The organism is Cloacibacillus sp., from assembly GCF_020860125.1.
In the GTDB taxonomy this organism is placed as follows: Bacteria; Synergistota; Synergistia; order Synergistales; family Synergistaceae; genus Cloacibacillus.
Genome location: NZ_JAJBUX010000014.1, coordinates 1 through 24158, shown reverse-complemented (window position 1 = coordinate 24158; position 24158 = coordinate 1). Strand labels below are relative to the sequence as shown.

Genomic DNA, 24158 nt, shown 5'->3' with positions numbered 1-24158 from the left:
AAAACATCGCCGAGCCAGCTCCCTCAAGGAGGGAGCCAAAATCTTTGCTAAACCGTAATTTACCGCTTTACCCACCCGAAGGAAATCGGAGTTTAGACGTGTCGATGACGACGCGAAATAAGGCCGGAAAACCGCAGGCGCACTTCGGTGCGTCGATTGCAAGGCAATGTTCCCGCCACTGGGCGGGAACATTTTCAAATTATCCATATTGCCGCAGCATGCGGATGCGTCTGCCGTAGGATTTTCCTGCTTTGTTGAGCTGAGTCAGCGTTCCAGATGCCACTTCGCGAAGAGCTCCTCCACCGTCATCTCCTCGCGGATGCCGTATCTCGTCAGCGCGAAGTCGTATTTCACGGGGTCGTCGGGGCAGATCTCTTTGAAGTTCTCGGTGATCTCCGCGGCGGCCTTGCCGTTCGCGCTCTTGGAGCGGCAGAGTCCGAGGGTCGTCGTGATATTGAACATATGGGTGTCGAGGGGGATCAGCAGCTCCGCAGGGGAGATGCCGCGCCAGCCGCCGGGGTCGACGTCGTCGCGCCGCACCATCCAGCGCAGGAAGAGGGCCATGCGCTTGCAGGCGCTGCCCTTCGAGGGCCTCGGCAGCAGGAACATGTTATCGCGCCCCGCGCAGCGATTGAAGGTGTCGGCGAAGTTTTCCATCGCCGCGCTCATATCGCCGTTGTAGCCCGATACAAAGAGCTCCTCAAGGCTGCCGCAGTGCCGCAGCACCTCGCCGGTGGCCGTGAGGAAGCCGCACATTTCGCCGCAGTCGGTGAAGCGGTGGACGAAGCCGCTGAGCTTTTCCTCATGGTCGCGCCGCGCGCTGTTTTTGAGATATTCGGCGGGGCGGGGGCCGAGGGCGTCAAGCACCCGCTTCACGCTCTTTAGTATCTGCGCCACTTTACCGTAGGCGAGGCCGGAGGCGATGAGTCCCACAACCTCGCGGTCGGCGGTCTCTTCGTAATCGTATAAAAACTGAAGCGGATCGGGAGAGACATAGATCCGCCTGTTGTAGTCGTCATATATTTTTTCAAAAATCTCTCGGCTCGCGATCCTTGCCGGACTCTCTTCAAGCGGCTTCAAGGCGTTATTTCAGAGCGTTGAAGCCGAAGGTCGGGGCCGTCTTCGGGGATTTGCCCTTTTTGATCTTGTGGTAGTCGCTGTAGGTGAGCAGCGGCGCCTCTTTGAAGCAGACAGATTCCTGTACCTCTCCGATAAAGAGCATGTGGCTCGGCATCTCCACCGTCTTTGTCACCTTGGCGTCAAAGGCCGCGACGCTCCACTCCTCGATGAGCGGCGTCCCCGCCTCGGCGAGGCTGTATTTTACATTTTCAAATTTATCGATGTCACGTCCGGATTTGAAGCCGAACTGTCCGATAAAGGTCATCGGCACCTCAAGTTCGAGGACCGCGACGGAGAAGCGGCCGCTTTTGGCGATCATTTCCGTCGTGAGGTTGGCCTTGTTGAGGCAGGTGGCGACGCAGATTGGCTCCGAGGTTATCTGCATCACGGTGTTGGCGATCTGTCCGTTGAGTTTTCCCTCAAGGTCGGTGCTGACGATGTACATACCGTAGGTCAGTGAAAAGAGCGCCTTCATATCGATATTGCCCATCTTATTACCCCCCTTAGTATATTCTGTTATCCGGCTATATAAAATGTGCCGGACCCTTTGAAGCCCGGCACCTCCATCTTATATCAAAAGTTATGATCTGTCGCCAAGTTCTTTGTCGAGCATCGCGAGCGATATGGGGATCTCGCCTAGCTTCTTGAACTTCGCGAGGATCTCCATCGCGTGCTCCTCTTCCTCGACCTGCTCCTGGACGAACCAGGAGAGCATGCCGCGCGTGGCGTAATCTTTCATCTCCATAGCCTTCTCAACGAGCCCATAAATAAGGGCCGTCACCTTCTGCTCGTGCTCAAGGGTCTGCTGGAATATTTCGGTCGCGTTTTTCCACTCGTTGCGCGGGGCGGCGATCGCCTCCAGAATAACGTGTCCGCCGCGGGCGACGACATATTCATAGATCTTCATCGCGTGTTCCTGCTCTTCGGCGGCCTGCTTCTTCATCCAGTGGGCGCAGCCGGGGAGGTCGTTGGCGTCGAACCAGGAGGCCATTGAGAGATACAGGTAAGCTGACTCCAGCTCCGCGCGGATCTGTCCGTTAAGCGCTTTTTCCATTTTCGCATCGATAATCATTGTAAATCGCACCTTTCTGCCTTTATAAAGTTTGTTTTTCTAAATCAAAATCATTATAAATATGATATCGCAGTTAGCGCTAAAGTCAAGATTAAAATACGTATTGCGCATATTTTAGTCATAAATGACAAAATTTAATTTTTACCTCTTGAGCATGGCTCCCTCCGAGGCCGAGGCCGCGAGCTTCGCGTATATGCGCAGCCAGCCGTCCGGCGCATCTGGTGTCGGGGCGCGCCAATCTTTGAGCCGCTCCGCCATCTCTTCCCCGGAGAGCGCTACGGAGATATCTTTTTTCGCGATGTCGATGGTTATCAGGTCGCCGTCGCGCAGCGCCGCGAGCGGGCCGCCCTCGGCGGCCTCCGGCGAGATGTGTCCGACGTAGCAGCCGTTGTTGGTCCCAGAAAAGCGGCCGTCCGTGATGAGGGCGACGCTTTTGGCGAGCCCCATCCCATAGAGGAATTTCATCGCGTGGAACATCTCGCGCATCCCCGGCCCGCCCTTGGGGCCCTCGTAGCGCACAACGACGACGCTGCCGGGCGGTATATCTTTCGCGAGGATCGCGCTGTTCGCCTCCTCCTCGGAATCAAAGACGCGCGCCGGTCCCGTAAATTTGAACATCGAGGGGTCCATCGCCGCGGGCTTCGCCACCGCGCCGTCGGGGGCGAGGTTGCCGCGCAGCAGGCAGAGCCCCTTTTCACGGCTGAACGGCTCAGCCGCGCTTTTTATCACGTTACGGTCGGTGCCGTAGGGATTTTTGCAGCTGTCGATATTCTCGCCGACGGTGAGACCGCTCGCGGTCACCGCATCCAGGTGCAGTATATCCCGCACCTCCCGCATCACCTGCGGCACGCCGCCCGAGCGGTAGAAGGCCTCCATGTCATATTTCGCCGCCGGATTGACCTTCGCGACCAGCGGGACCCTCTCGCTGAGGGAATCGATCATCGAGAATATCTCTTTGGGGTCAAGCCCCGCCTCATAGGCAATCGCGCAGAGGTGCATCACGCAGTTCGTCGAGGCTCCCGTGGCCAGCATCACGACGGCAGCGTTCTCCAGCGACTCCGCCGTTATCACGCGGCGCGCGGTGATATTTTTATTTACAAGCTCGACGATCCGGCGTCCCGCCTCTTCGGAGCTTCTGAGGCGCTCCGCGTATACGGCGGGAATCAGCGCCGAGCCGGGCAGCGACATGCCCATCGCCTCCGAGAGGGCGCCCATGGAGTTCGCGGTGCCGAAAAAGGAACAGGAACCGCAGCTTGGGCAGGAGGTCTCTTCCAACCTTTCCAGCTCCGCCGCGCCGATTTTTCCGGCCTCGAACATGCCTACCGCCTCGGAGAGCGAGGTGGAGTCACTCTTTCTGCCGTCGAACTCAACACCGCCGAGCATCGGCCCGCCGACGGCCATGACCGCGGGAATGTCGAGGCGCGCAGCGCCCATCAGCATTCCCGGAACGATCTTGTCGCAGGAGCCGAGCATCACGAGGCCGTCGAGGTTGTGGGCCCGCGCCATACTCTCCAGGCTGTTCGCGATCAGCTCGCGCGAAGGCAGGATATATTTCATGCCTCCGTGTCCGCTCGCGAGGCCGTCGCAGGCGCCGATCATCCCGAACTCCACTGCCGTGCCTCCTGCGCGGTGGATGCCTTTTTTGACAAATTCCGCCGCCTGCCGCAGGTTAAAATGTCCCGTAACCAGCTCGTTCCAGGAATTCGCGATGCCGATGACCGGCCCCCTGAGGTCGGCGTCGGAACATCCCATCGATTTATATAACGCCCGCGCCTCTTTAAAATTCACGTCTTCCAGCTGTTGAGTGCTTTTATATTTCATCTCTCTGACCGTCACACTCCTTCCGCAAAAGATGATATCACAGCGATGATAAAAGTTTATCTGATTTTTTCTTTTTGCGATTGGGGTATGATTAGAGTACAATAGAATCCATCATAGATGTTCGGGAGGTCCGGCATTTTGGAAATAAGACCTGTAACGCCTGAGGACGCAGAGGCAATAGCCGCCATCAGGAGACAGAACGGAGTGCGGGAGGGAGTACTCGCCCTTTCCAGCGAGAGAATCAATGCCACGGTAGCTTTTTTAAATTCACTTACCGAGAGGGACAGGGGCTTCGTCGCGGTGGAAAACGGCGATGTCGTCGGCTTCTCCGTGATGATCGCGAACCGGGAGCCGTGCCGCGCGCACAGCGCTTTTATCGCGGTGATGGTGGACACCGATTTCCAGCATATGGGAATCGGGCACAAACTTTTGAAACATCTGGTGGACCGCGCCGACAACGAGCTGATGTTCCACCGTCTGGAGCTGCTCGTGCTCACGGACAACGAGAGGGCGATCAGGCTCTATAAAAGCCTCGGATTTATGGTGGAGGCGACGAGAAAACATGCCGCGGTCGTAAAGGGTACGTTCGTCAACGAATACCTGATGGGAAGACTTCGCGGAGAGGGTGCCGAGATATGAGGATAAGACCCGTAACACCGGGAGATGCAGAGGGAATCGACAAAATAAACGCCAAGGTAAGGGAGGGGAGATTCACCAGCTTCTCCGCCGGGCAGCATGAAAGCGCGGAACAGCTGATTGCCGGACTCACACAGTTCGACCACATGCTCGTACTTGAGACGGAGACTGACCCGCAGGAAATATGCGCCGCGGTGCTGATACAGGTCAATCACCAGATATTCCTGCGCCGGATGGCAACGCTGAGGGTCATCGTCGACCAGAAATGGCAGGGACAGGGGCTGGGAAAGGCACTGATGGAGACGGCGCTTGAACTTGCCGACAACGAGCTGATGATGGAACGCGTCGAGGTGGAGATCCCTACCGACAACGTGGGCGCGCTGAAGCTCTGCAAGGCCGTCGGATTCAAGGTCGAGGGGATCGCGAAGGACTGGATGCGCAATCCCGAGGGGCATTTTGTCGACGCATATCTCATGGCACACTGCCGCAACGCTAAATAGAGCCGCGGCAGACACACAATAAAAACGAGAACAGCGCAGGAGCCGATGGCTTTCTGCGCTGTTCATATACTTTGAACTATTTTCGCGTTATTTTTACAAACCCAACGCCAATTCCGCTGATTAGATGCGTCAGCGACGCTTAACTAGCAGAAGAACCAGGCAAAGGGCGCGAGCAGGAAGATGCTGAGCACCGCCCTGATAAAGTAGATGCCCGTCAGCTTCCAGAAGCCGAGCGGTATCGACGACTGGAGGATGAGGACGCCGACCTCGGTCATGTAGATTAGGCCGGTGCCGGAGATACAGGCGCACATAAACTTCGCGGCGACGGCCGTGCGGCCGGAGCCGACGACGGCGGCGAGGAACTGGTCGGCGTAGGCGAGCAGGAAGGCCGGGGCGACCTCTTTAGCCTCAGGTATCCTCATGAGCTGGAGGCACCAGGCAAAGGGCGCGGAGAGTATCTGGAATACCGGCGTGTTGTTCGCGATGATGAGGACGATCGTTCCCCAGGCGACGACTAGCGGCATCGTGCTGACGACGAGCGAGATGAAAGTTTTAACGCCTGAATCCACCGTCATCGCCGCGGTCTGCTTCGCCGAGCGCTCGACGGCAAGCTTGAGCGCCCAGTCGCCGAGCGAGTATCCCTGCGGGATGTCGTCGCCGACACGCTGTTTGCCGGCCTTGCCGGAGAAGGTGTCGGGCATCAAGGAGAGCGGCCAGATGCGCGGCATGATGAGCGCGAGGATGAAGGTCACCGCGTAGACCGCCGCCATTATCTGAAAATACATGTTCGGCAGGCCTACGAAGTCCGCCATGACGTAGATATAGGCGATACTGATGACGGAGAATGCCGTCGTGATGATCGAGGCTTCGCGGTCGGAGTAATACCCCTGGTCGTGGACCTTGGTCGTGATGACAACGGCGACCGAGCAGCTGCCGACCCATGAGGCGAGGCAGTCGACGGCGGAGCGGCCGGGGAGCTTGAACATCGGCCCCATGACCGGACGCGCGTAGGTGCCGACATATTCCATAAGACCGTAGTCCGTAAGCAGCGGCACGACGCCCGCGAGGACGATGAAAATGATGAGCAGCGCGGGGGCGAGGACTATCGCCGGCGTGCCGCCGTTATCCATATTCCATACCACTTCGGGGCCGATCTTAAAGAAGATAACTATGTAGAGCGCCGCGCCGAGAAGGCGGGAGACGAGCCAGAAGGGTTTGACGATCAGCAGCCCTCCCCAGAAGGGGTCCTTTTCGATCTTTTCAGGCTTGCAGAGCATGGCCCATAAAGACGCCAGCGCCGCTATCACGACGAGCGTCATCGCCGTACCCGGCAGCCATGGCTTCAGGACCGCCTTCCCCCAGTCGATCGCAATGCCAAGTATGGTATTGAGGCTGCCCTTCATGGGAATGGGCAGAAGAAAGACTATGGCGCCGATAAGCGATGGAATCAAAAAATGCATGATCTGCGCAGATGTGTAACTATGTTTTTCCGCCATTTTCAATACTCCTTTTCTAAGTATGTTTTAAGTATAAGTTCTCACAGCGCGGGCCGCCATAAACGCCTCCTTTCCGCGGTGCGCCGCCTCAACCGGCTTTCGTCAGTCGAAAATTTTGCCGGGGTTCATTATGTTGTTGGGATCGAGCGTGAGCTTTATCTTTTTCATCAGCGCAAGGTTCTGCGGCGGGCAAAGCTCCGCGAAGTAGCGTTTACGCTTGCTGCCAATGCCGTGTTCGCCGCTGATGACGCCGCCGAGCGAGTCGGTGAGACGGAATATATCCCATTCTATCTCCGTTTCGACACGTTCCCATTCTTCAAGCGTCATCTCCGCGGGCTTCAATATCGTAGGATGGAGGTTGCCGTCCCCCGCGTGACCGAAGTTCGCGATCGGTACGCCGTATTTTTTCTCTATTTCGCGCAGGCCGCGCGCGACCTCGGGAATCTTCGCGATCGGCACGACGATATCCTCGTCCGCCTGCACGGGGTCCGTCACACGCAGCGCCTCGTCAATATTGCGGCGCACGGACCAGATACGCTCGCGCGTGGAGCGCGTGTCGGCGACGTAGATCTCAGCCGCACCCTCCGCCGAGAGGATCTCCCCCGCGCGTTCGATATCCATATCGAGCGACTCCTGGTTGCTGCCGTCCACCTCGACGAGCAGCACCGCCTCGACGCCCTCCATCGGCAGCTCCTCGTTAAGAAAGCCGCAGGCCTTGCGGTAACAGTAAGCGTCTATATATTCGATCGACGAGGGGACGATGCCGCCGTGCGCCATCATCTTAGGCACCGCCCTGATCGCCGTCTCGGTGTCGGCGAAGAGAGCCAGCAGCGCGGCGCGGTTCTTCATCAGCGGCTGGAGGCGGAGGATGATCTTTGTCACGTAGCCAAGCGTGCCCTCGGAGCCGACGAAGAGCTCCTTCAGGCTGTAGCCTGAGACGTCCTTCATCAGCTTGCCGCCGAGCGTCAGTATCTCTCCCGTCGGCAGCACCACCTCCAGCCCCAGCACGTAGCGCATCGTGACACCATATTTGACGGCGTTGCCGCCGCCGGCGTTTTCCGCGATGTTGCCGCCGATGTGGCAGGAGAGGACGCTCATCGGATATCCCGTGTAGGCGAGCCCCTTCTCTGCGGCGGCGGCGTTTATCTCGCTCGTAATGACGCCGGGCTCCGTGACCACTACGAGGTTTTCCGCGTCTATCTCGATGATACGGTTGAGCCTCTCGTCGGATATGACGATGCCCCCGCATACGGGAAGCGCCCCTCCGGAGAGTCCCGTGCCGCCGCCGCGCGGCGTGACCGGTATCAAATGGCGGTTGGCGAGCTTCAATATCTCGGATACTTCACGGGCCGAGGCGGGGGCGACGACGGCCTCCGGCAGGTAGCGTTCGCCGGCGCGCAGCGTCGTGGTCTCGTCGCGCGAACAGGCCTCGCGCTTCTCTTCCGTAGTCCATATGTGTGTGGAACCGACTATTTCAGCCAGCGCCGCGAGTATATCTTCCGTTACAATACCGTATCCCATGATGAAGCGCCTCTCTTCCCGCGAATAAATATTCAAAGGCCATATATATTTATAAGAGTATATTATAATATAATAATCTGCGTTTGACTTTGTTTTAAGGAGACTTTATATGGCCGCAGGCTTTGAAATTTCAACTACGTCGCTGATATTAGTGTGCTTTCTGGTGTTTCTCGCGGGATTTGTCGACGCTTCGGCGGGCGGCGGCGGGATAATCTCCCTACCGGCTTATATCTTTACGGGCATGCCGGCGCATTTCGCGCTGGGATGCAATAAGTTCTCCAGCTCCTGCGGCACCACCCTCGCGGTCTTCAAGTTCTGGCGGAACGGCGCTGTCGACCTGCGCGCGGCGGCGGTCGCGGCGTTCGGCTCGTTCATCGGCTCCACAGTAGGCGCGAAGACGGCGCTGCTGCTCAGCGACCAGATGATCAAGACGATGCTCATTATCATCCTGCCCTGCGCGGCGGTGATAATTTTTCTCAGAAGAGACCTCGGCGAGATGGATCGCTCCGCCGGAATGGAGCGCGGACGCGCCGCGCTGCTCGCCTTTATGATCGGTCTGCTGATCGGCGGATACGACGGCCTCTTCGGCCCGGGGACGGGGACCTTCGCGATCATGGCCTTCTCCGCCCTCATGGGCTTCGACCTTAAGACCGCCTCGGGAAACGCGAAGATATTGAACCTCGCCTCCAACTACGCCTCGCTAATGACCTTCGCTTTCGCGGGGACGATAATATACGGCGTGGCGCTGCCCGCGGCGCTATGCGGCATCGCGGGCAACTATCTCGGCGCGCACTGCGCGCTGACGAAGGGGGCGCGCTTCATCCGCCCGATGATGCTCACGGTGCTGGCGCTGCTGGTGCTCAAACTTCTCTTCGATCTCCTGTAAATCGGCGTTTATAAGCACGATTTGCGTCATAACTTTGGGCACTGGCATCCTCGCCGTATGAAGATACGGCTCCGGTTCCAGAGCCCAAAGTTATTTAGCAACTCGCACTTCTAAACGCCGATTTCCTTCGAGTAGGGAAAAGAGATAAACAGCGATTCACGCAGAGGTTTATTTTTCGACGGCCTCTTTGATCCTCTTCATGCCCTCTTCGATGTAGTCATAGGAGCGGCAGTAGGCGAGGCGGATATGTCCCGGCATTCCGAAAACCTCGCCGGGGACGGTCGAGACTCCGGCCTCTTCGAGCAGCCAGGCGCAGAATTTGAAGCCGTCCATACCAAGCTGCGAGATACGCGGGAAGGCGTAGAAGGCTCCCGCGGGCGTGATCGCCTCGAAGCCCTTGATATCGTTCAGCCACTTGACAACCATATCGCGGCGGCGTTTATACTCCGCGACCATCGCCGTCACGTCGCTGTCGGCGTGGGCGAAGGCCTCGACGACCCCAGCCTGCGCGAAGGAGTTGGCGCAGGTCGTGAGGTTCTGGTGGCACTTATTGACATAGGGGCGCATCGCCGCGGGGGCGACCACCCAGCCGATGCGCCAGCCGGTCATCGACCAGGTCTTGGAGGCGGCGGCGACCGTCACCGTGCGCTCCTCCATGCCGGGCAGGCTCGCGATGCTCACATGCTCGCCGTCGTAAAGGAATTTCTCGTAGCATTCGTCGGAGATCACCCAGAGGTCGTTCTCCCTGGCAAAGGCGGCGATCGCCTCAAGATCCTCCCGCGTAAGCACCGCGCCGCTGGGGTTGTTGGGCGAGTTTATCAGGATGGCCTTGGTCTTGGGAGAGAGAACCTTTTTCAGCTCCTCCACCTGAAGCCGGAAACCGTTTTCCATCTTCGTCGGCACAGGCACGAGCACGGCACTGGCAATGGCGAGCTCATCCGCGTAGGCCGAGAAATAGGGCGCGGGCACGATCACCTCGTCTCCGGGCTCAAAGAGCGTGAGGAAGGTCGAGGTGAGCGCCTCCATCGCGCCGTTCGTGATAAGGACGTTTTTATCGGCGTCGACGTAGGCCATGCCGTTTTCACGGTGATACTTGTCGGCCACCGCACAGCGGAGGTCATAGGCTCCCGCCATGTCCGTATAGTGTACGTTGCCCTCGTTGAGGGCCTCTATCACCCGCTCCTTCGCGCACTTCGGCGAATCGAAGTCTGGGCGGCCGATCTCCATGTGGATGATGCTTCTGCCCTCGCGCTCCATCTCCTCCGCGCGCGTCAGTATTTCGCGGATACCGCCGGACATACTGATGGAAGCCATACGGCTGTTGGGAAATTTAACCTTCGTAGTCATCTTTTTTATTGCCTCCCGTATCTAAGAAAATAAACCGTCCATCTTACATAGACAATATTATTACCAATCCGCCATTTCAGGCAACTTATTTTTCAAAAACACGGCGGCCAGAATCATCCATACCTACGGAAGATAAACATTCTGCCGTATTAATTCCAGCCTGACATCTTCGTACCCGACGTCGCAGCAATCTGCGCCGGTCCGCCGCGACACCGCCGCCGCCACTCCCGCCGCCTGTCCCATCGCGAAACAGTGCGGTATGAGATTGATCAGGTTGTTTGCCTGCGCGTCCGAGGAAAAACACCTTCCGGCAACGAGAAGATTTCTCTTATCCGCGACCTGCAGGGCTCCAAGAGGGATCTGCGTCGGTTTTTCGGGGTAGTCCTCGTCGAGTCCGCCTTTGGAGGTTATCACCTCTATCGAGGGCAGTACGGCGACGACGTCCTCAAAGTCGGTTCCGTTATAGACGTCGTTCACCGTCAGCACCTTTTTGCCGAGAATCCGTCTGCTCCCGCGCGTGCCGGTCTGGTAGGCCGTATCGTGAAGGGTGGCCGGGAACAGTCCTGGGATTTTATTTTCATTGATATAGCCGATAACGTCGAGGATCGTGGCGCGTACTTTGAACTCGACCGCCGTCAGGTCAGCGACCTTCAGGCAGTTATAACCGAGGAGCCAGTTATCGACCCAGGCCACGTCCCTCCTGCCGGTCGGGAAAAGTACGATCGGGAAGCCGGAAATTTCGTTGAGTTTTTTATTGTGCCTCTCCCATTCTTCGCTGTTTTCCACCGAATAATCCATAAACTTCATAAAATCTTCCACACCGAGCCTGTAGACCAGACCGAGAGAGGCGTTGCGCAGGCCGTCCTTGAAGGCGTCCTGAAAGACCGCGCCCGCCGATGCCGCGATGTCCCCGTCTCCGGTGCAGTCTATGACGACATCCGCGAGAATGGCGTTCCGGCCCTGTTTGCTTTCAAAACTCACGCCCTTCACCTCATCGCCGCCGCATATCGCCTTACAGGCAAGCATGTGCAGATATACCTTGACCCCGGCCTCTTCCACCATTTGCTGAAGGACGATTTTGAATATTTCAGGGTCGCTGTACCCTCCGTAGCAGACATAGCCGTCGCGCGTCATATTAAAATAGGGACGCCACTTTTCAACGCACTGAGGGTCGTCGCTGCCCATTATCTCCCGCCGCGGGCCAAAGTAACCGTTGGGGATAGCCTCAAGCCGGCTGACCGCTTCGAGCATAACGCCCTTTATCATCATCGTTTTCATATAGCTCAGAGAGGGGATCAGAATGACCTGCCCCCCGGTAGCCATCCCGCCAAGGTGGTTATAACGCTCAAGCAGGACCACCCTCCCAGCGCCCGCGCGCGCCGCGGCGACTGCCGCGGCTATGCCGGCGGGGCCGCCGCCCACAACCAGCACGTCGGCATGGTCGATAACTTCCACCTTAGCTTCCGGTTCAATGATAAACTTTTCCATGTAAAATGCTCCTTATTGTCTCTATATTTGAATTATCGTAATCTTTTAGATATAATCAGGGTAAACGAGCATCGGGGATAGTCGATTATGGATATAAAACAGCTGAAATATTTTGTTACCGTCGCCAACGAAGGGCAGATAACAAGGGCCGCTCAAAAATTATTCATGGCACAGCCGCCTTTAAGCAGACATATCATCGAACTGGAAAAAGAGATCGGCAAGCCTCTCTTTCTCAGGACTAAAAAGGGGCTGGATCTGACCTCGGCCGGAGAGGCCCTCCTGCAAAAGGCCCAGGACCTGATATTCCAAATAGAAAACCTGAAGTATTACATCAATGACGATATTCCCGAAAATCTCTCCGGCATCCTGAAGATAGGCTCGCTGATATCATGTACGCCCAAGCTGACGGACTATCTGAAAAAATTTGCCTCGTTCCATCCGCACGTGACCTATAAGATATGGGAAGACACCCCCAACAACCTGCTGGACCTCCTCTACAAGAGAGAGATCGAACTGCTCTTCCTGCGCACGCCGACCTTCAACGCCGGTTCGCTGGCCGTGGTTCCCCTCGCGGCCGAACAATTCTATCTCGCCGTTCCCGCCGCGATGGACTCCTGTCCTCAGTGGGACTATATCTCGCTGGAGGAGATGGCCGAGCTTCCGCTGATCATGCTGCACGACGGCAAAAGCATCGGCTACAACGAACTTTTTATCAATGATTTCGCCAACCTCAACATCAAACCCAATATCATCTGCCAGTGCTCAAACTCCTCTTTGGCGATAATGCTGGTATTCAGCGGGCTGGGGGCTACCATTATGCCGCAGCAGCTGTTAAAACACCTTCCCAATAAACGGACGAACATCAAACGGATAGAGGGCGTAAGCTCCGATACAAAGCCGGTCGTCATCTTTAATCCCAAGCAGTATATCTCGCCGATGGCCAAGAAGCTGCTGGAGATAATGGACGTTGACGTTAAATTATTTTAGGAACCGCACCAGATGCATCGTCGCGGAGTCGCAATATGTGATCAGTATCAGCGCGACAAGCATCGCAAAAAACAACGCGACGATATATTTAAACATCCGCTCCATCGGGATCTTCGCCACCGCCATCGCCACAAACAGGTTGACGCCATAGGGCGGTGTTATATAGCCGATCGCCAGATTCGCCACCAGCACAACGCCGAAGGTGACGGGCGACATGCCGAATTTCGTCATCACCGGCAGCAGGATCGGGGCAAGTATTATTATCGCCGGTATCGGGTCGATGAGGCTGCCAACTGCCAGCAAAAAGAGATTCACGATCATAAAGAGCACTATCCTGCTGTCAGTGATGCTTATGAGAAACGCCGCGATCTGCTGCGGCAGCCCGGCCATTATGAGATAACTCGCGAAGGCCATCGAAAGGCCCACCATAAAGGTCGTCGCCCCATTGACCGTCAGCGTCTCCACGAAGGCATCGTAGATCTTCGCAAATGTCAGTTCTCTGTAGATGACGACGCCGGTGAACAGAGAGTACAAGACCGCTATCACCGCCGCCTCGGTGGGAGTGCATATCCCCCAGTAGATACCGCCCAAGATTATCCCCGGGGCCATAAACGCCCAGATGGCGTCCACAAAGGAATGACTAAAACTTTTCAGCGTCAGCTTCTCCGCGGTCCCTCTGTACCCTTTCTTCTTTGAAATAACGTAACAGACTATCAGGATCGCCAAGCCCATTATTATTCCCGGAATGATTCCCGCGATAAACAGCTCTCCGATAGAGGCGCCAACCACCACGCCGTAGATGACAAGCGGGATGCTCGGCGGGATGATGATGCCGATGGTGCCGGCCGCGGCGGCGAGCGCGGCGGCGAATCCCTCGTCGTAGCCCTTCTCTTTCATCGCCGGGATCATAAACGAGCCGACGGCGGATGTCGTGGCGACGGCGGAACCGGAGAGCGCGGCGAAGAACATACAGGTAACCGTGGTCACCATGGCAAGGCCGCCCGTCACCGCGCCGACACAGATGTTGGCAAAATTGAGCAGCCGCTTAACCAGACCGCCGGCGCTCATCAGGCTTCCCGCAAGTATGAAGAAGGGGATCGCCAAGAGGGAAAAGGAATCGACTCCCGCCACGGCGTTCTGGGAGATCATGACGAACGATATATCGGAGAAAAAATAGAGCGTGATCAGCGTGGATATCCCTATGACGTAGCCGACGGGAACGGTCAGCAGGATCAGTACAAGGAAAGAGCCGAATAAGACCGTGAATTCCATTACCGTATCTCCTCCTTCTTACCGGCGAAAGCGGCCGCCGGGGTCGTGATTATCTCTTTGAGTCCGGCGATGATCCTGACGGAAAGCACAAGGTTGCTCACAGGCAATGACAGGTACACAAAAAGCAGCGGTATCTCCATCGCGGGAGAGAGGGAATATCTGTGAGCCAGATTCATGACGAGAGAAAAGCCGTTCACCGTAAGAAATACGCAAAACGAGAGAAAGATAAGATTTGAAAGCACATTTAGGAACTTTTTGCCGGCGGGATTCATCAGAGAATACAGGACCTCGACCTTCAGATGCTTGCCGTCCCTCTGCGCAAAACTCGTTCCCAGCCATATCTGCCAGATAAAAATATACCGCGTCAGCTCTTCGCTCCAGGGGATGGAGGCGTTGATGAAATATCTGAAAACGATCTGAAGGGCGACAAGCGCGACTGAGACCGCCAAACTTAAAACCAAAAGATACTCTTCAAACTTGTTGTACAGCCTTAACACCGCACTCAATTTAGCCACTCCTATCTGCGCTTTGACCGACCGGTGCGGACAGAGATGTATATGCCCGTCCGCACTGGTTCTGCCGTAAAAAACTACTGATACTTTTTCAGCAGCACAAAGACGTCCCTGCCCAATTTTTTCTCAAATTCGGCATATACCGGCTACACGGCTTTGACAAACTTCGCGTGGTTCTCCGGCGTTATCCCGTTGACGCTCATTCCGTGCGACTTCAGCTGTTTTATATAACCGGCGTCTTCGCTCAGAGATACCTTCCTCTGATAATCGACGAACCACTTCTTCGCCGAGGCCGTCACCATCTTTTGAAGGTCGGACGGCAGTTTATCGAACTTGTTTTTGTTCATCGCGGCGACGAGGAACGACACCGTATGCCCCGTAAGACTGTAATATTTCTGGACGTCGTAAAATTTCATCTCCACCATAAAATTGGCGCTGACCTCAAAACCGTCTATCGTCTTCTGCTGCAGGGAGGTATAGACTTCCGTGAAGGACATCGGCGTGGGGTTCGCGCCAAGTGCTTTAAAAAGGCCGATGTAAACTGGGCTCTCCATGACCCTCATTTTCAATCCAGCCAGGTCCGAAGGGGCGTTGATCGGGCGCTTGCTGTTCACCATATGGCGCACGCCGTTCAGCATATATCCCAGATTGACCATTCCCGCGCTCCGTTCCAGCTCCTTATTCAGATACTGGCCGAGCTCCCCGTCCACGGCCTTAAAGGCGGTCTGCGCGTCGGAAAAGGCAAACGGCATATCCAGTATTCCAAACTTAGGCTCATAGGTGGTCAGGGCCGACGTCGTCGTCAGCACCATATCCAGCGTTCCCAGCGAGACGGCCTCCGCCATTTGACGGTCCCCTCCCAGCGCGCCGTTAGGGAACACCTCGACCTTGATCCTTCCGCCGCTTGATTTTTCAATCTCTTTTTTAAACTCATAGGCGGCCCGCACCTCTGGTATCGCCTCTGAACTGATCGAACCTATCCTGATGGTATAAACCTTGGAGTCACTACAGTCGGCCCGTGTTCCCATAAATGCGAAACCACACGCGATCACCGCCGCCAGCAATACTTTACCGGCATTCTTGAAAAACATAACATGACCTCCTCATTGATAGAAAATAGCATAATCGACCTTTAATACCACCACTGCCATATCATCTGTTTATTTTGATATGACATGAAAGTATTTTAGCCGGGCTTAGAATAACATTTTTCTAAACATATGAAAAATATCTAATTAAGCATATTCAGCATACTAATAAAGTATGATACTAAAGGAAGTTCATTCATGAAACTTTTAACCTTATCGACCGTTCAAAGATAAGATCACACAAAAGAGAGCAGACGCGAAACCGCTGTCTGCTCTCTTTTCTCTAATATTGAAACCGGCGGTTCCGCACCTGCGGATAAGCCATGGATGCTGCATATTCGTTACCGCAGGAAATAGTCCTTCATTATATAACCTTCGCTGTTGACGACGTGGTCGTATAGGCAGGCGTGAAGAGCCTTTGGATCTCTGCGTTTGATGCAGTTCAGGATAATGATGTGCTGTTCTATGGAGTTCCTGATGTCGGCGAGAGACTGTGCGGAGAGACGCTGAAAGCGCTTGATCTGCACATGATAACTCGTCAGTATCGCGCCGATGCGTCTGTTAGTCGCATACTTCGCGATCGTGAAATGCAGTTTGAGGTCGCTGTCGGCGACAGTTGAAAAGTCTATCTCTTCGCCGTTCTCCGCCCTCTTACTAAGCCGTTCCCACTCGGCGGACATCTCTTTTATCTTGCCGTCCGGTATGCGGTTGGCCGCGGAGAGCGCGGCAAACGGCTCGAGCAGCTTTCTTATATCATATATCTCGCGTACGTCCTCAAGGGATATCTCGGAGACAAAGGCCCCCTTGAGAGGGACTATTTTTATATAACCGTCCTGCTCAAGAACGCGCAGAGCCTCGCGGACGGGGGTACGGCTTACGCCGGTCTCATTCGCGATAAATGTCTCAGGAAGTGGTTCGCCCATCTTCAGCGCGCAGGAATCGATTCCCTCCCTTATCCAGTTGTAGGCCTTCACCCAGCTGGCCCTTTCATTCTTCGACATCATATCTGTCCCTCCCAGTTTGGCAAGAATCCCCGCGTACACGTATAAAACCATCCGTATGGATAAATGTCTAAGCTATTAATCCTAATTCTTAAGATGCTTGTATACAGAAACTATACAGCATTTTGTAATTTTGTCCATAATTTTCCGCAAAAAATTATAGCAAATTTTTTCTTGTTCCCATAGTTGACATTTATTTATCCCAATATTATCATCTTTGCATAGAAGGTTTTGTAATTTTTGGGAATATCTTTTTTCAACTAAACAGATGTTAGCAGAGTATATATTTTCATTGTATACAGACGGCGTACCTAAGACATTCACGATTTTAGTATTATCGCTGGGAGGAATCAGCAATGAAATATAGCATTCCATATGGAAATAGTTCTATGGATTTCGATATCCACACAAACAGGGTCTTATTCTCGGGAGAGATGACCAATATTCCATCCGTCTCCGACTTAAAAAAAGAACTCTTACGCTCTTTAGAGGTCCCCATCGCCTCGCAGTCCCTTGCTTCGCTCGCAAAGGGCAAAAAGAATATTTTATTTCTTGTTGAGGATAATACAAGAGATACTCCGCTGGCGGAGATACTGCCGGTCGTCACCGGCTATCTTAAGGACACCGGCATCCCGGAAAGCGCCGTAAGTTTCATGACCGCTCCCGGGACGCACCGGCTGATGACGGACGAAGAGGTGCGCGAGAAACTTGGCGGCCATATCGTCGACAACTTCGCCGTATACCAGCATGAGGCGTCAAATACGGATGAGCTGACCGATCTCGGCGAGATCGAGGCCGGAGGCTACAAACTTCCCGTACGCATCAACCGCCGCGCGCTGGAGGCCGACCTTCTCGTCGGCGTCGGCAACATCATTCCGCACAGCGACGCGGGCTTCTCAGGCGGCGCGAAGATCGTCCAGCCCGGCGTCTGCGATTTCGTGACAACACAGGCGACCCACAGGGGCGCGGGGCTCTGCCCTGACATCCCGCTCGGGATGATCGACGGAAACCCCTGCCGCATGGGCATCGACGCCGTCGGCGGCATCGCAAAGCTGGCCTTCATCATTAACGTGGTCAAAAACTTCAGCGGCGAGATCGCCGGTTTCTTCTGCGGCGATTATTTAAAGGCGCACCGCGCCGGCGTCGAGCTAGCAAGGAAATCCTACAGCGTGGAGCTAGACGAGCTCGCCGATATCGTGATCGCCAGTTCCTCGCCCGCCGATATGGACTACTGGCAGGGCATCAAGGGACTCACCTCCGCGTACTTCGCGGTGAAGCCCGGCGGCGCCGTGATCCTCGCCGCCCCTTGTTACGAGGGGCTGGTGCATAATCATCCTCTTTACGCGCACTGGCTCGCTCAACCCGTTAAAGTCCTTGTGGAGGCGATAGAGGCAGCCTCTCCCTATGACCTGGATACCGACGTCATCTCCGCCGTCGTCGCCCTCGGCAGCCGCCGCGTGCTTGAAAGGGCCGAGGTCTACATGATCAGCGACGGCCTCTCCGAGGAAGAGATACGGAAGATGGAATATATTCCGGCGGCCAGCGTGCAGGAGGCGCTTGACGCGGCGCTCGCTAAGCGGCCGCAGGCGACCGTCGGCATACTGCCCCTCGGCGGGATATCTTTACCTGTCTTAATGAAAAAATAGCACATAGAAAGGCGGTTTGTAATGTATTTAACCGATGAAGAGAAACGGATACTGGACGGAGGAGAGGGAGCCGGAAAGCAGAAGGCGATGGAGATGCTCTACGCGCTCGGCCTCACCTTCGACGCGGAGAAGCTCATCCCCGTCAAACGCGCTCACGTCGCTTTGAGCGGACAGGAGGGCGACACCTATTGGTGCGAGCTGCTGGTAAACGGCGGCGCCACCTGCGCCGTGCCCCCCACCACCAACCCTTACTGGGACACGAATTATCTGACGAAGTTTTTTGACGTGACGAAGGAGGAGCTCGAGCTCGCCGACAGGACCGGCGACGCATACCGCCGTATCGGCGCGAAGCTCACATATCACTGCGCTCCGGGGGTCTGTTCCAACGTGCCCTTCTTTGGCGAGCATGTGGCCTTTTCAGAGTCCAGCGCCACTCCATATGTCAACGGCGCACTCGGCGCCCGCTCTAACCGCGAATCTTCGGTGAGCGCGCTCGCCGCCGCCGTTATCGGCAAGACTCCTTATTACGGATTCCACATCGACGAGAACAGATACGGCGACTTCGCCGTTGACGTCGAGGCCGATCTGGAGAGCTGCTACGACTGGGGCATACTCGGACATTGTCTGGGAAAGATCGCCGGCAACCGTATCCCCGTGCTCAGATTCAAGAAGCACGTCCGCCCGACTCAGGAGGATTTCCTCTATTTCGGCGCGGAGGCCGCCATGAGCGGCGCCGTCGCGATGTATCACATGGTGGGGATCACACCGGAGGCTCCGACCATAGAGGCGGCATTCGGCGGCAAAAAGGTTCCATCGGCAGAATGCGTGCTCACGAATAAAGACCTCAAGGAGAGGGAGGATATGCTCACACCCGCTACCGGAAAGATCAACCTCGTCATGCTCGGCTGTCCGCATTACACCTACAATCAGCTGCTCGACGTCGAAAGGCTTCTCGCCGGCAGGCATATCTGCAACGAGACGGCCTTCTGGATCCTTGCGGAATCGGGAGCCGTGGAGCTCGCTGAACGTTCGCACCTGCGCCAGAGGCTGGAGCTGCTCGGCGTACGGATGGTGGGAGATACCTGTATCGACGAGCCCTGCTGGAAATCGTTCGAGGGTGCGCTCGGCGTAACGGATTCGCCCAAGTGCGCCTACTACCGTGAACGCCGCGGACAGCCCTTCGCCATCCGCAGGCTGTCGGAATGTATAGATGCCGCTGTGAAGGGGAGGCTTGACTAATGGCTGACAACAAGAGAGTTTATAAGTGCCGTTCGATAGTCCGCGGGTCGGGAGCGGGAGAGGCGGTCGTATCTAAGGACGCGATGTGCTTCTACCTTACCGACCCGACCACCGGCACCGTCATAGAGAGAAACCACGCGATCGAGGGCAAAAGCATCTCCGGCAAGGTGCTGGTCCTCCAGTCCGGCAAGGGTAGCTCCGTAGTCCAGGCGGACGGCTTCTACCAGCTGTGGGTGAGAAACAACCTGCCGGCCGCGATAATAATAAATGTACCAGAGCCCGTCATCGTATCCTCCGCCGTCATGGTCGGCGCGACTATGGTCGACCGTCTTGATGAGGACCCCTTCGTGGCCATCGCCGACGGCGATTATGTCGAGGTCGACGCCAATACCGGAACTGTGACAATCACAAAGAAGTAACCGTTCACAATAACGGCTGCGACTCTATTTTTATTCCACCCCGGCGGGGACGACTGTCTCACCTCCCTCCCATTCGCACCCTCCCTATCCTCGCCTGGGGTACCCTATGTAATGCATTATCGCCGTTACACGCTGGATATATCCATCTGTTTTGAACATTTCTTGTATATAGGAGGGCAGAGGAGAATGCCGATACTACTTGAAGAGTACCTTAATTATCCCCTTCCTAAGATGCACAGGGTACAGCAAATATTTCAGAAACCGCGCCTGGAAAATTTCAAAGAAAAGATAAAAGAAGAGATTTCCCAAAATGAAATAGCGTCCAAAATCAAGCCGGGAGCTAGAGTCGCCGTAGCGGTAGGCAGCAGAGGAATCAGAAACCTTGCCGAAATCGTAAAAACCGTTCTGGAGCAAATTAAAGCCGCAGGAGGAGAACCGTTCATTATTTCCGCGATGGGCAGCCATGGCGGAGGCACGCCGGAAGGTCAGCGCGACGTTCTTAGTACATACGGAATCACGGAAGAAAAGATGGGAGTCGAAATCGTTACATCGGTCGACGTGACCCCTATCGGAAAAACTTCACGCGGAATCAACGTATATTTTGACTCCAAGGCGCTGAGCGCCGATCTCATCGTACCAATCAATAGGGTCAAGCTCCACACCGATTTCGTCACGGAAATTCAGAGCGGAATCTGTAAGATGCTGGTCATCGGGCTGGGCAATCATATCGGCTGTACGGCAATACATGAGGCAAGTTTTGACGTCTTCGGGGAGACGCTGCTTGAAGCCGCCCAGATGATAATGGAGCGGGCAAATGTCGGATTCGGAGTGGCAATACTGGAAAACGCCTGTGACGAGACTGCTATGATCGAGATGATACCGGCAGAAAAAATAATAGCGCGTGAAAAAGAGCTCGTCCAGGTTGCCAAGAATTACATGCCTACGCTGATGATTCCTGATATCGATATCCTAATCGTGGAAGAGATAGGCAAAAATATCTCCGGAGCCGGATATGACCCAAATATATTGGGGAAAAGCTATTTACTCCATGAGTTTGTCCTTTCAGTTCCCAATATCAAGCGTATGGTTCTGCTGGATGTCACTGACCAGTCCCACGGCAATGCCATTGGTATGGGTATTTTTGACGTGATAACACGTAATGTCTTTGACAAACTGGACCTTACACAAATATACGCCAATGCTATCGCGGTGAAATGTCCCGAAGATGCCAAGATTCCCATAATTGCCGAGACGGAAGAAGAGGCCTTGCGCATCGCAGTCCAAGTAGCCAGGGAGGTCGATAGAGACAGACTTAAAATCGTAAAAATCAAAAATACCATTGAGTTGGAGATGATAGAGGTATCCGACGCCCTTCTCGATTATGTTACCGCCAATGAAAAACTAAGGCTGCTCTAGTCATATTATCTTAGTTTTTACCGCCCTTTCCACAATATATTATGCAGAATGAGGTGTTAATATGTCCGAAAGTACAACAACAATAGATATGCAGACGAATTTATTCACGACGGAGGCTCCCGATTACAGCGATTACAAAGTTCTTGACGCGGTGAACCTCACGACAGAACAAAAAAGCAAAGGTCTCATGCGCTGTATCGTATGTTCAGTGCTGGCAATAATTCTTTTCTTCTGGCCTCTGAACATTGGCGGCAATTCAACAATAATGTTCGCGTTCATTTATAAGCATCTGACAAAATTTGTCGGCCGCTGGGGCGTCTATTACGCACTGCTCCTCTCCTTTTGCTATACTTCGCTCAGTATATATAATCTTTTCTGCGGGAAAAATCTATCCAAGGATCATATCGCACATAAATACTGCAACGGAGAGGGCCCCATCCGTGTCGCTCTCAATATATGCGGCCTGGTATTTCTTGCCATGTACTCGCTGCAAATCAGCAATGTCGGATACGAAGCGCCGTTCTGGCTCATGAATCCGGAGATAGGGCCGGTCGTCATAGGCAGCATCGTCGCGGACTGCGTATGGATATTGCCTCTCGGCGCGCTCTTTATGCCGCTGCTCATAGACTACGGCATGCTCGACTTCTTCGGTACATTCCTTGAACCGGTCATGAGGCCGATATTTAAGACTCCCGGAAGAAGCGCTCTGGACGCGGTAGGATCTTTTGTAAGCGCCGCCTCTGTCGGAGTGCTTATTACAAATCAACTGCACAGAAACGGTGTTTATACGAAAAAAGAGGCGGCGATCATCGCAACGGGCTTCAGCGCGGTCTCTATCGGTTTTGCCTATGTCGTCTGCGACACCGGCGGATTAGGCGCTCAGTTCACAAAAGTCTACGGCGTATCACTCGTTATATGTTTCGTAGTCACCGCCATCTGCGCGAGGCTCTATCCGCTCCGGCAAAAACCTGACGTATATTTCAACGGCAGACAACAGACGGAGGAAGACCGCAGCCATGACAGAATGCTCCTGAAAGAGAAAAATATCTTTTCCCTCGCCTGTGAAAGGGCGGTAAAGAAGGGGTACGTCGCAAATCCGGTAGCCGTTCAGGTTCGAGATTCGCTTAAGACGGCTGCGCCGGTGTGGCCGAAAGTCTACACACTTATGTCGGCCGTATGCGTCATCGCAATGGTTACAGCCTTGTACACACCGTTCTTTGAGTATATCGGAAAGCTCGCCGTCCCCGTGCTGAACCTCCTCCAGATACCGGATGCAAATGTAATCGCGGGCTCCTTCTGGTCAGGTATCGCCGAGATGTTCATCCCGGTGCTGATGATTTCCGGTAAAGCCGACCAACTGCCCGAGCTCGCAAGGTTCATGGTCGTCTCCGTCTCTATGGTCCAAATCATCTTCTTCTCGGATTCCGCGACAGTCATGCTCGCAGTAAAACTGCCGGTCAAGGTATCGGACCTGATAATAATATTCATCGAACGCACGATAATAGCCATCTTTATCTGTGCCATTGTAGGACACATCCTTTACTAGCTTCAAGAGAGCATATAGTGGGATAGGCCGCGCCTGGAGTGTGCGGACCTATTCCACTCTTAGGAGGGCGGAGAGATGACTGTAAAGAAAGAAACGCTTCTGGGCGCAGTAATGGTGATAGCCGCCGGCGCATGCTGGGGAATGACCGGCACGGTACGCGCTCTAATCGCTCCAGTCGAGGCATCCTCTCTAACTGTGGGGTCGGCGAGAGTATTTGCTTCCGGTTCGATACTATTTCTCTATTCATTTTTCTTCCGCCGGAAAAGCGTGTTTCAGCAAGGCTGGAATTTTAAAGGGATACTATTGTCTGCATTTGGCCTCACCGCATATCAGTTCGCGTTTTTCCCCGCGGTGCTGCTGACCGGTGTCGGAATCGGATCACTCGTTGGCTTGGGCGCGGCGCCGATAATGGCTGGATTTTCCGGATTCCTATTTTTTAAGGAGAAGCTGACTTACAGATGGTACATCGCAACATGCCTGGCCATCGTCGGATGTGTTTTGCTCGTCGCCCCGGGCGGCTCTGGAAATCTTGCCCACGCTAACCTACTCGGTATATTTCTCGCGCTGTGCGCGGGAATGTCATATGCCTGCCAGGGCATCGGGCTTAGAATAATCGGACCGCGCGACCCTATTGAGACGGTTTCGTGGATAAATATGTTAAGCGGTGTCATGGCGCTGCCATGTCTGATAATGGGAGATATCTCATGGCTGATTACGGCCTCCGGCATCCTATGCGTTTTTATGTTATCTGTCGTTTCAACTATACTGCCATCCGTTCTATTTACCAAAGGAATATTGAACCTTACGCTTGGCAAGGCTTATACGCTTTCACTCTCCGAACCGCTCACGGCATGGTTCCTCTCGGCCGTCTTTTTAGGCGAGCGGCTCTCTTCCGCCGGCTTCATAGGCATAAGCCTGCTGCTTCTTGGCATAATAATACTTACCTTTGAGAAAACATCCCAAGATAATTCGATATAAAATTTGTCAAAAACCAGCGGCCTTTCACTAAATCCCTTTCGGCACACATACGGGAGACCACACAATATTTAGCGAGAGCACCGCCGGAGTAAAATAAATAAGGAGTGATTTCAATGCATGACGCATCAGGTAAGGCGCTGGAACTGAGACTGGAATTTCCGAACGGAC

22 protein-coding genes are annotated in these 24158 nt (G+C 54.8%); 10 read left to right on the top strand and 12 right to left on the bottom strand.

Features of this window, described 5'->3' with window-relative positions:
* Positions 1-264: 264 nt before the first annotated feature.
* From LIO98_RS01700 to ilvD, 4 genes are all read right to left on the bottom strand, one after another.
* Positions 265-1080, bottom strand: coding sequence for a TIGR02757 family protein (locus LIO98_RS01700; RefSeq protein ID WP_291952707.1), 816 nt, complete (start codon positions 1078-1080; stop codon positions 265-267).
* A gap of 4 nt (positions 1081-1084) precedes the next feature.
* Positions 1085-1609, bottom strand: a complete 525-nt coding sequence (locus LIO98_RS01695) for a flavin reductase family protein (protein WP_291952705.1) — start codon at positions 1607-1609, stop codon at positions 1085-1087.
* A 90-nt stretch (positions 1610-1699) separates the two neighbouring features.
* On the bottom strand, positions 1700-2173 hold the full coding sequence (locus tag LIO98_RS01690) for a ferritin (RefSeq protein ID WP_291952703.1): 474 nt from the start codon (positions 2171-2173) through the stop codon (positions 1700-1702).
* Between the two features lie 159 nt (positions 2174-2332).
* The gene (ilvD, locus tag LIO98_RS01685; protein ID WP_291952701.1) at positions 2333-4012 is read right to left on the bottom strand and encodes a dihydroxy-acid dehydratase; all 1680 of its coding nucleotides are present in this window, start codon (positions 4010-4012) and stop codon (positions 2333-2335) included.
* Between the two features lie 138 nt (positions 4013-4150).
* Between ilvD and LIO98_RS01680 the strand changes: the two genes are divergently transcribed.
* A complete protein-coding gene (locus tag LIO98_RS01680; protein ID WP_291952699.1) occupies positions 4151-4651 on the top strand; it encodes a GNAT family N-acetyltransferase in 501 nt (166 codons plus the stop codon).
* On the top strand, positions 4648-5148 hold the full coding sequence (locus LIO98_RS01675; RefSeq protein WP_291952697.1) for a GNAT family N-acetyltransferase: 501 nt from the start codon (positions 4648-4650) through the stop codon (positions 5146-5148). Before LIO98_RS01680 ends, LIO98_RS01675 begins: the two co-directional genes overlap by 4 nt.
* A 143-nt stretch (positions 5149-5291) precedes the next feature.
* Here the strand turns inward: LIO98_RS01675 and LIO98_RS01670 are convergent, their stop codons facing one another.
* Together LIO98_RS01670 and LIO98_RS01665 are read right to left on the bottom strand one after the other, a co-directional pair.
* Positions 5292-6608 (bottom strand): YjiH family protein, encoded by a 1317-nt coding sequence (locus LIO98_RS01670; protein WP_291952695.1) that lies wholly within the window; start codon positions 6606-6608, stop codon positions 5292-5294.
* 138 nt (positions 6609-6746) lie between these two features.
* On the bottom strand, positions 6747-8165 hold the full coding sequence (locus LIO98_RS01665) for an FAD-binding oxidoreductase (RefSeq protein ID WP_291952693.1): 1419 nt from the start codon (positions 8163-8165) through the stop codon (positions 6747-6749).
* Between the two features lie 151 nt (positions 8166-8316).
* Here LIO98_RS01665 and LIO98_RS01660 point away from each other — a divergent pair, with 151 nt between their 5' ends.
* Positions 8317-9051, top strand: coding sequence for a TSUP family transporter (locus LIO98_RS01660; protein ID WP_291952691.1), 735 nt, complete (start codon positions 8317-8319; stop codon positions 9049-9051).
* Positions 9052-9219: 168 nt separating this feature from the next.
* Here the strand turns inward: LIO98_RS01660 and LIO98_RS01655 are convergent, their stop codons facing one another.
* Together LIO98_RS01655 and LIO98_RS01650 are read right to left on the bottom strand one after the other, a co-directional pair.
* Positions 9220-10398 (bottom strand): pyridoxal phosphate-dependent aminotransferase, encoded by a 1179-nt coding sequence (locus LIO98_RS01655; protein WP_291952689.1) that lies wholly within the window; start codon positions 10396-10398, stop codon positions 9220-9222.
* Positions 10399-10521: 123 nt separating this feature from the next.
* Entirely contained in the window at positions 10522-11886 is a 1365-nt protein-coding gene (locus tag LIO98_RS01650) for an FAD-dependent oxidoreductase (protein ID WP_291952686.1), read from the bottom strand.
* Between the two features lie 87 nt (positions 11887-11973).
* Between LIO98_RS01650 and LIO98_RS01645 the strand changes: the two genes are divergently transcribed.
* Entirely contained in the window at positions 11974-12873 is a 900-nt protein-coding gene (locus tag LIO98_RS01645; protein ID WP_291952684.1) for a LysR family transcriptional regulator, read from the top strand.
* Here LIO98_RS01645 and LIO98_RS01640 read toward each other — a convergent pair.
* The 4 genes from LIO98_RS01640 to LIO98_RS01625 form a co-directional block, all read right to left on the bottom strand.
* A complete protein-coding gene (locus tag LIO98_RS01640; protein WP_291952682.1) occupies positions 12865-14145 on the bottom strand; it encodes a TRAP transporter large permease in 1281 nt (426 codons plus the stop codon). The genes LIO98_RS01645 and LIO98_RS01640 overlap by 9 nt on opposite strands.
* Positions 14145-14660 carry a TRAP transporter small permease gene (locus LIO98_RS01635; protein ID WP_291952680.1) on the bottom strand — a complete coding sequence of 172 codons (516 nt, stop codon included), beginning with the start codon at positions 14658-14660 and terminating at the stop codon, positions 14145-14147. Before LIO98_RS01635 ends, LIO98_RS01640 begins: the two co-directional genes overlap by 1 nt.
* A 143-nt stretch (positions 14661-14803) precedes the next feature.
* Positions 14804-15748, bottom strand: coding sequence for a TRAP transporter substrate-binding protein (locus tag LIO98_RS01630; protein WP_291952678.1), 945 nt, complete (start codon positions 15746-15748; stop codon positions 14804-14806).
* Positions 15749-16086: 338 nt separating this feature from the next.
* Positions 16087-16749: a GntR family transcriptional regulator gene (locus tag LIO98_RS01625; protein ID WP_291952676.1), complete on the bottom strand. Its 663-nt coding sequence runs from the start codon at positions 16747-16749 to the stop codon at positions 16087-16089.
* 353 nt (positions 16750-17102) lie between these two features.
* Between LIO98_RS01625 and larA the strand changes: the two genes are divergently transcribed.
* From larA to LIO98_RS01595, 6 genes are all read left to right on the top strand, one after another.
* Positions 17103-18392: a nickel-dependent lactate racemase gene (larA, locus tag LIO98_RS01620; protein WP_291952674.1), complete on the top strand. Its 1290-nt coding sequence runs from the start codon at positions 17103-17105 to the stop codon at positions 18390-18392.
* Positions 18393-18413: 21 nt separating this feature from the next.
* Positions 18414-19631, top strand: a complete 1218-nt coding sequence (locus LIO98_RS01615) for an aconitase X catalytic domain-containing protein (RefSeq protein ID WP_291952672.1) — start codon at positions 18414-18416, stop codon at positions 19629-19631.
* Positions 19631-20050: a DUF126 domain-containing protein gene (locus LIO98_RS01610; protein ID WP_291952670.1), complete on the top strand. Its 420-nt coding sequence runs from the start codon at positions 19631-19633 to the stop codon at positions 20048-20050. The genes LIO98_RS01615 and LIO98_RS01610 overlap by 1 nt, the downstream gene beginning before the upstream one ends.
* Before the next feature lie 186 nt (positions 20051-20236).
* Positions 20237-21466, top strand: a complete 1230-nt coding sequence (locus tag LIO98_RS01605) for a lactate racemase domain-containing protein (protein WP_291952668.1) — start codon at positions 20237-20239, stop codon at positions 21464-21466.
* 61 nt (positions 21467-21527) lie between these two features.
* Entirely contained in the window at positions 21528-23012 is a 1485-nt protein-coding gene (locus LIO98_RS01600; RefSeq protein WP_291952666.1) for a YjiH family protein, read from the top strand.
* A gap of 75 nt (positions 23013-23087) precedes the next feature.
* Entirely contained in the window at positions 23088-23990 is a 903-nt protein-coding gene (locus LIO98_RS01595; RefSeq protein ID WP_291952664.1) for a DMT family transporter, read from the top strand.
* Positions 23991-24158: the final 168 nt, after the last annotated feature.

Excerpts from the sequence above, each read along its gene's own strand:
- LIO98_RS01695 (WP_291952705.1), bottom strand. The coding sequence starts at position 1,609 with ATGGGCAATATCGATATGAAGGCGCTCTTTTCACTGACCTACGGTATG.
- LIO98_RS01690 (WP_291952703.1), bottom strand. The coding sequence starts at position 2,173 with ATGGAAAAAGCGCTTAACGGACAGATCCGCGCGGAGCTGGAGTCAGCT.
- ilvD (WP_291952701.1), bottom strand. The coding sequence starts at position 4,012 with ATGAAATATAAAAGCACTCAACAGCTGGAAGACGTGAATTTTAAAGAG.
- LIO98_RS01675 (WP_291952697.1), top strand. The coding sequence starts at position 4,648 with ATGAGGATAAGACCCGTAACACCGGGAGATGCAGAGGGAATCGACAAA.
- LIO98_RS01670 (WP_291952695.1), bottom strand. The coding sequence starts at position 6,608 with ATGCATTTTTTGATTCCATCGCTTATCGGCGCCATAGTCTTTCTTCTG.
- LIO98_RS01665 (WP_291952693.1), bottom strand. The coding sequence starts at position 8,165 with ATGGGATACGGTATTGTAACGGAAGATATACTCGCGGCGCTGGCTGAA.
- LIO98_RS01655 (WP_291952689.1), bottom strand. The coding sequence starts at position 10,398 with ATGACTACGAAGGTTAAATTTCCCAACAGCCGTATGGCTTCCATCAGT.
- LIO98_RS01650 (WP_291952686.1), bottom strand. The coding sequence starts at position 11,886 with ATGGAAAAGTTTATCATTGAACCGGAAGCTAAGGTGGAAGTTATCGAC.
- LIO98_RS01645 (WP_291952684.1), top strand. The coding sequence starts at position 11,974 with ATGGATATAAAACAGCTGAAATATTTTGTTACCGTCGCCAACGAAGGG.
- LIO98_RS01640 (WP_291952682.1), bottom strand. The coding sequence starts at position 14,145 with ATGGAATTCACGGTCTTATTCGGCTCTTTCCTTGTACTGATCCTGCTG.
- LIO98_RS01630 (WP_291952678.1), bottom strand. The coding sequence starts at position 15,748 with ATGTTTTTCAAGAATGCCGGTAAAGTATTGCTGGCGGCGGTGATCGCG.
- LIO98_RS01625 (WP_291952676.1), bottom strand. The coding sequence starts at position 16,749 with ATGATGTCGAAGAATGAAAGGGCCAGCTGGGTGAAGGCCTACAACTGG.
- larA (WP_291952674.1), top strand. The coding sequence starts at position 17,103 with ATGAAATATAGCATTCCATATGGAAATAGTTCTATGGATTTCGATATC.
- LIO98_RS01615 (WP_291952672.1), top strand. The coding sequence starts at position 18,414 with ATGTATTTAACCGATGAAGAGAAACGGATACTGGACGGAGGAGAGGGA.
- LIO98_RS01610 (WP_291952670.1), top strand. The coding sequence starts at position 19,631 with ATGGCTGACAACAAGAGAGTTTATAAGTGCCGTTCGATAGTCCGCGGG.
- LIO98_RS01605 (WP_291952668.1), top strand. The coding sequence starts at position 20,237 with ATGCCGATACTACTTGAAGAGTACCTTAATTATCCCCTTCCTAAGATG.
- LIO98_RS01600 (WP_291952666.1), top strand. The coding sequence starts at position 21,528 with ATGTCCGAAAGTACAACAACAATAGATATGCAGACGAATTTATTCACG.
- LIO98_RS01595 (WP_291952664.1), top strand. The coding sequence starts at position 23,088 with ATGACTGTAAAGAAAGAAACGCTTCTGGGCGCAGTAATGGTGATAGCC.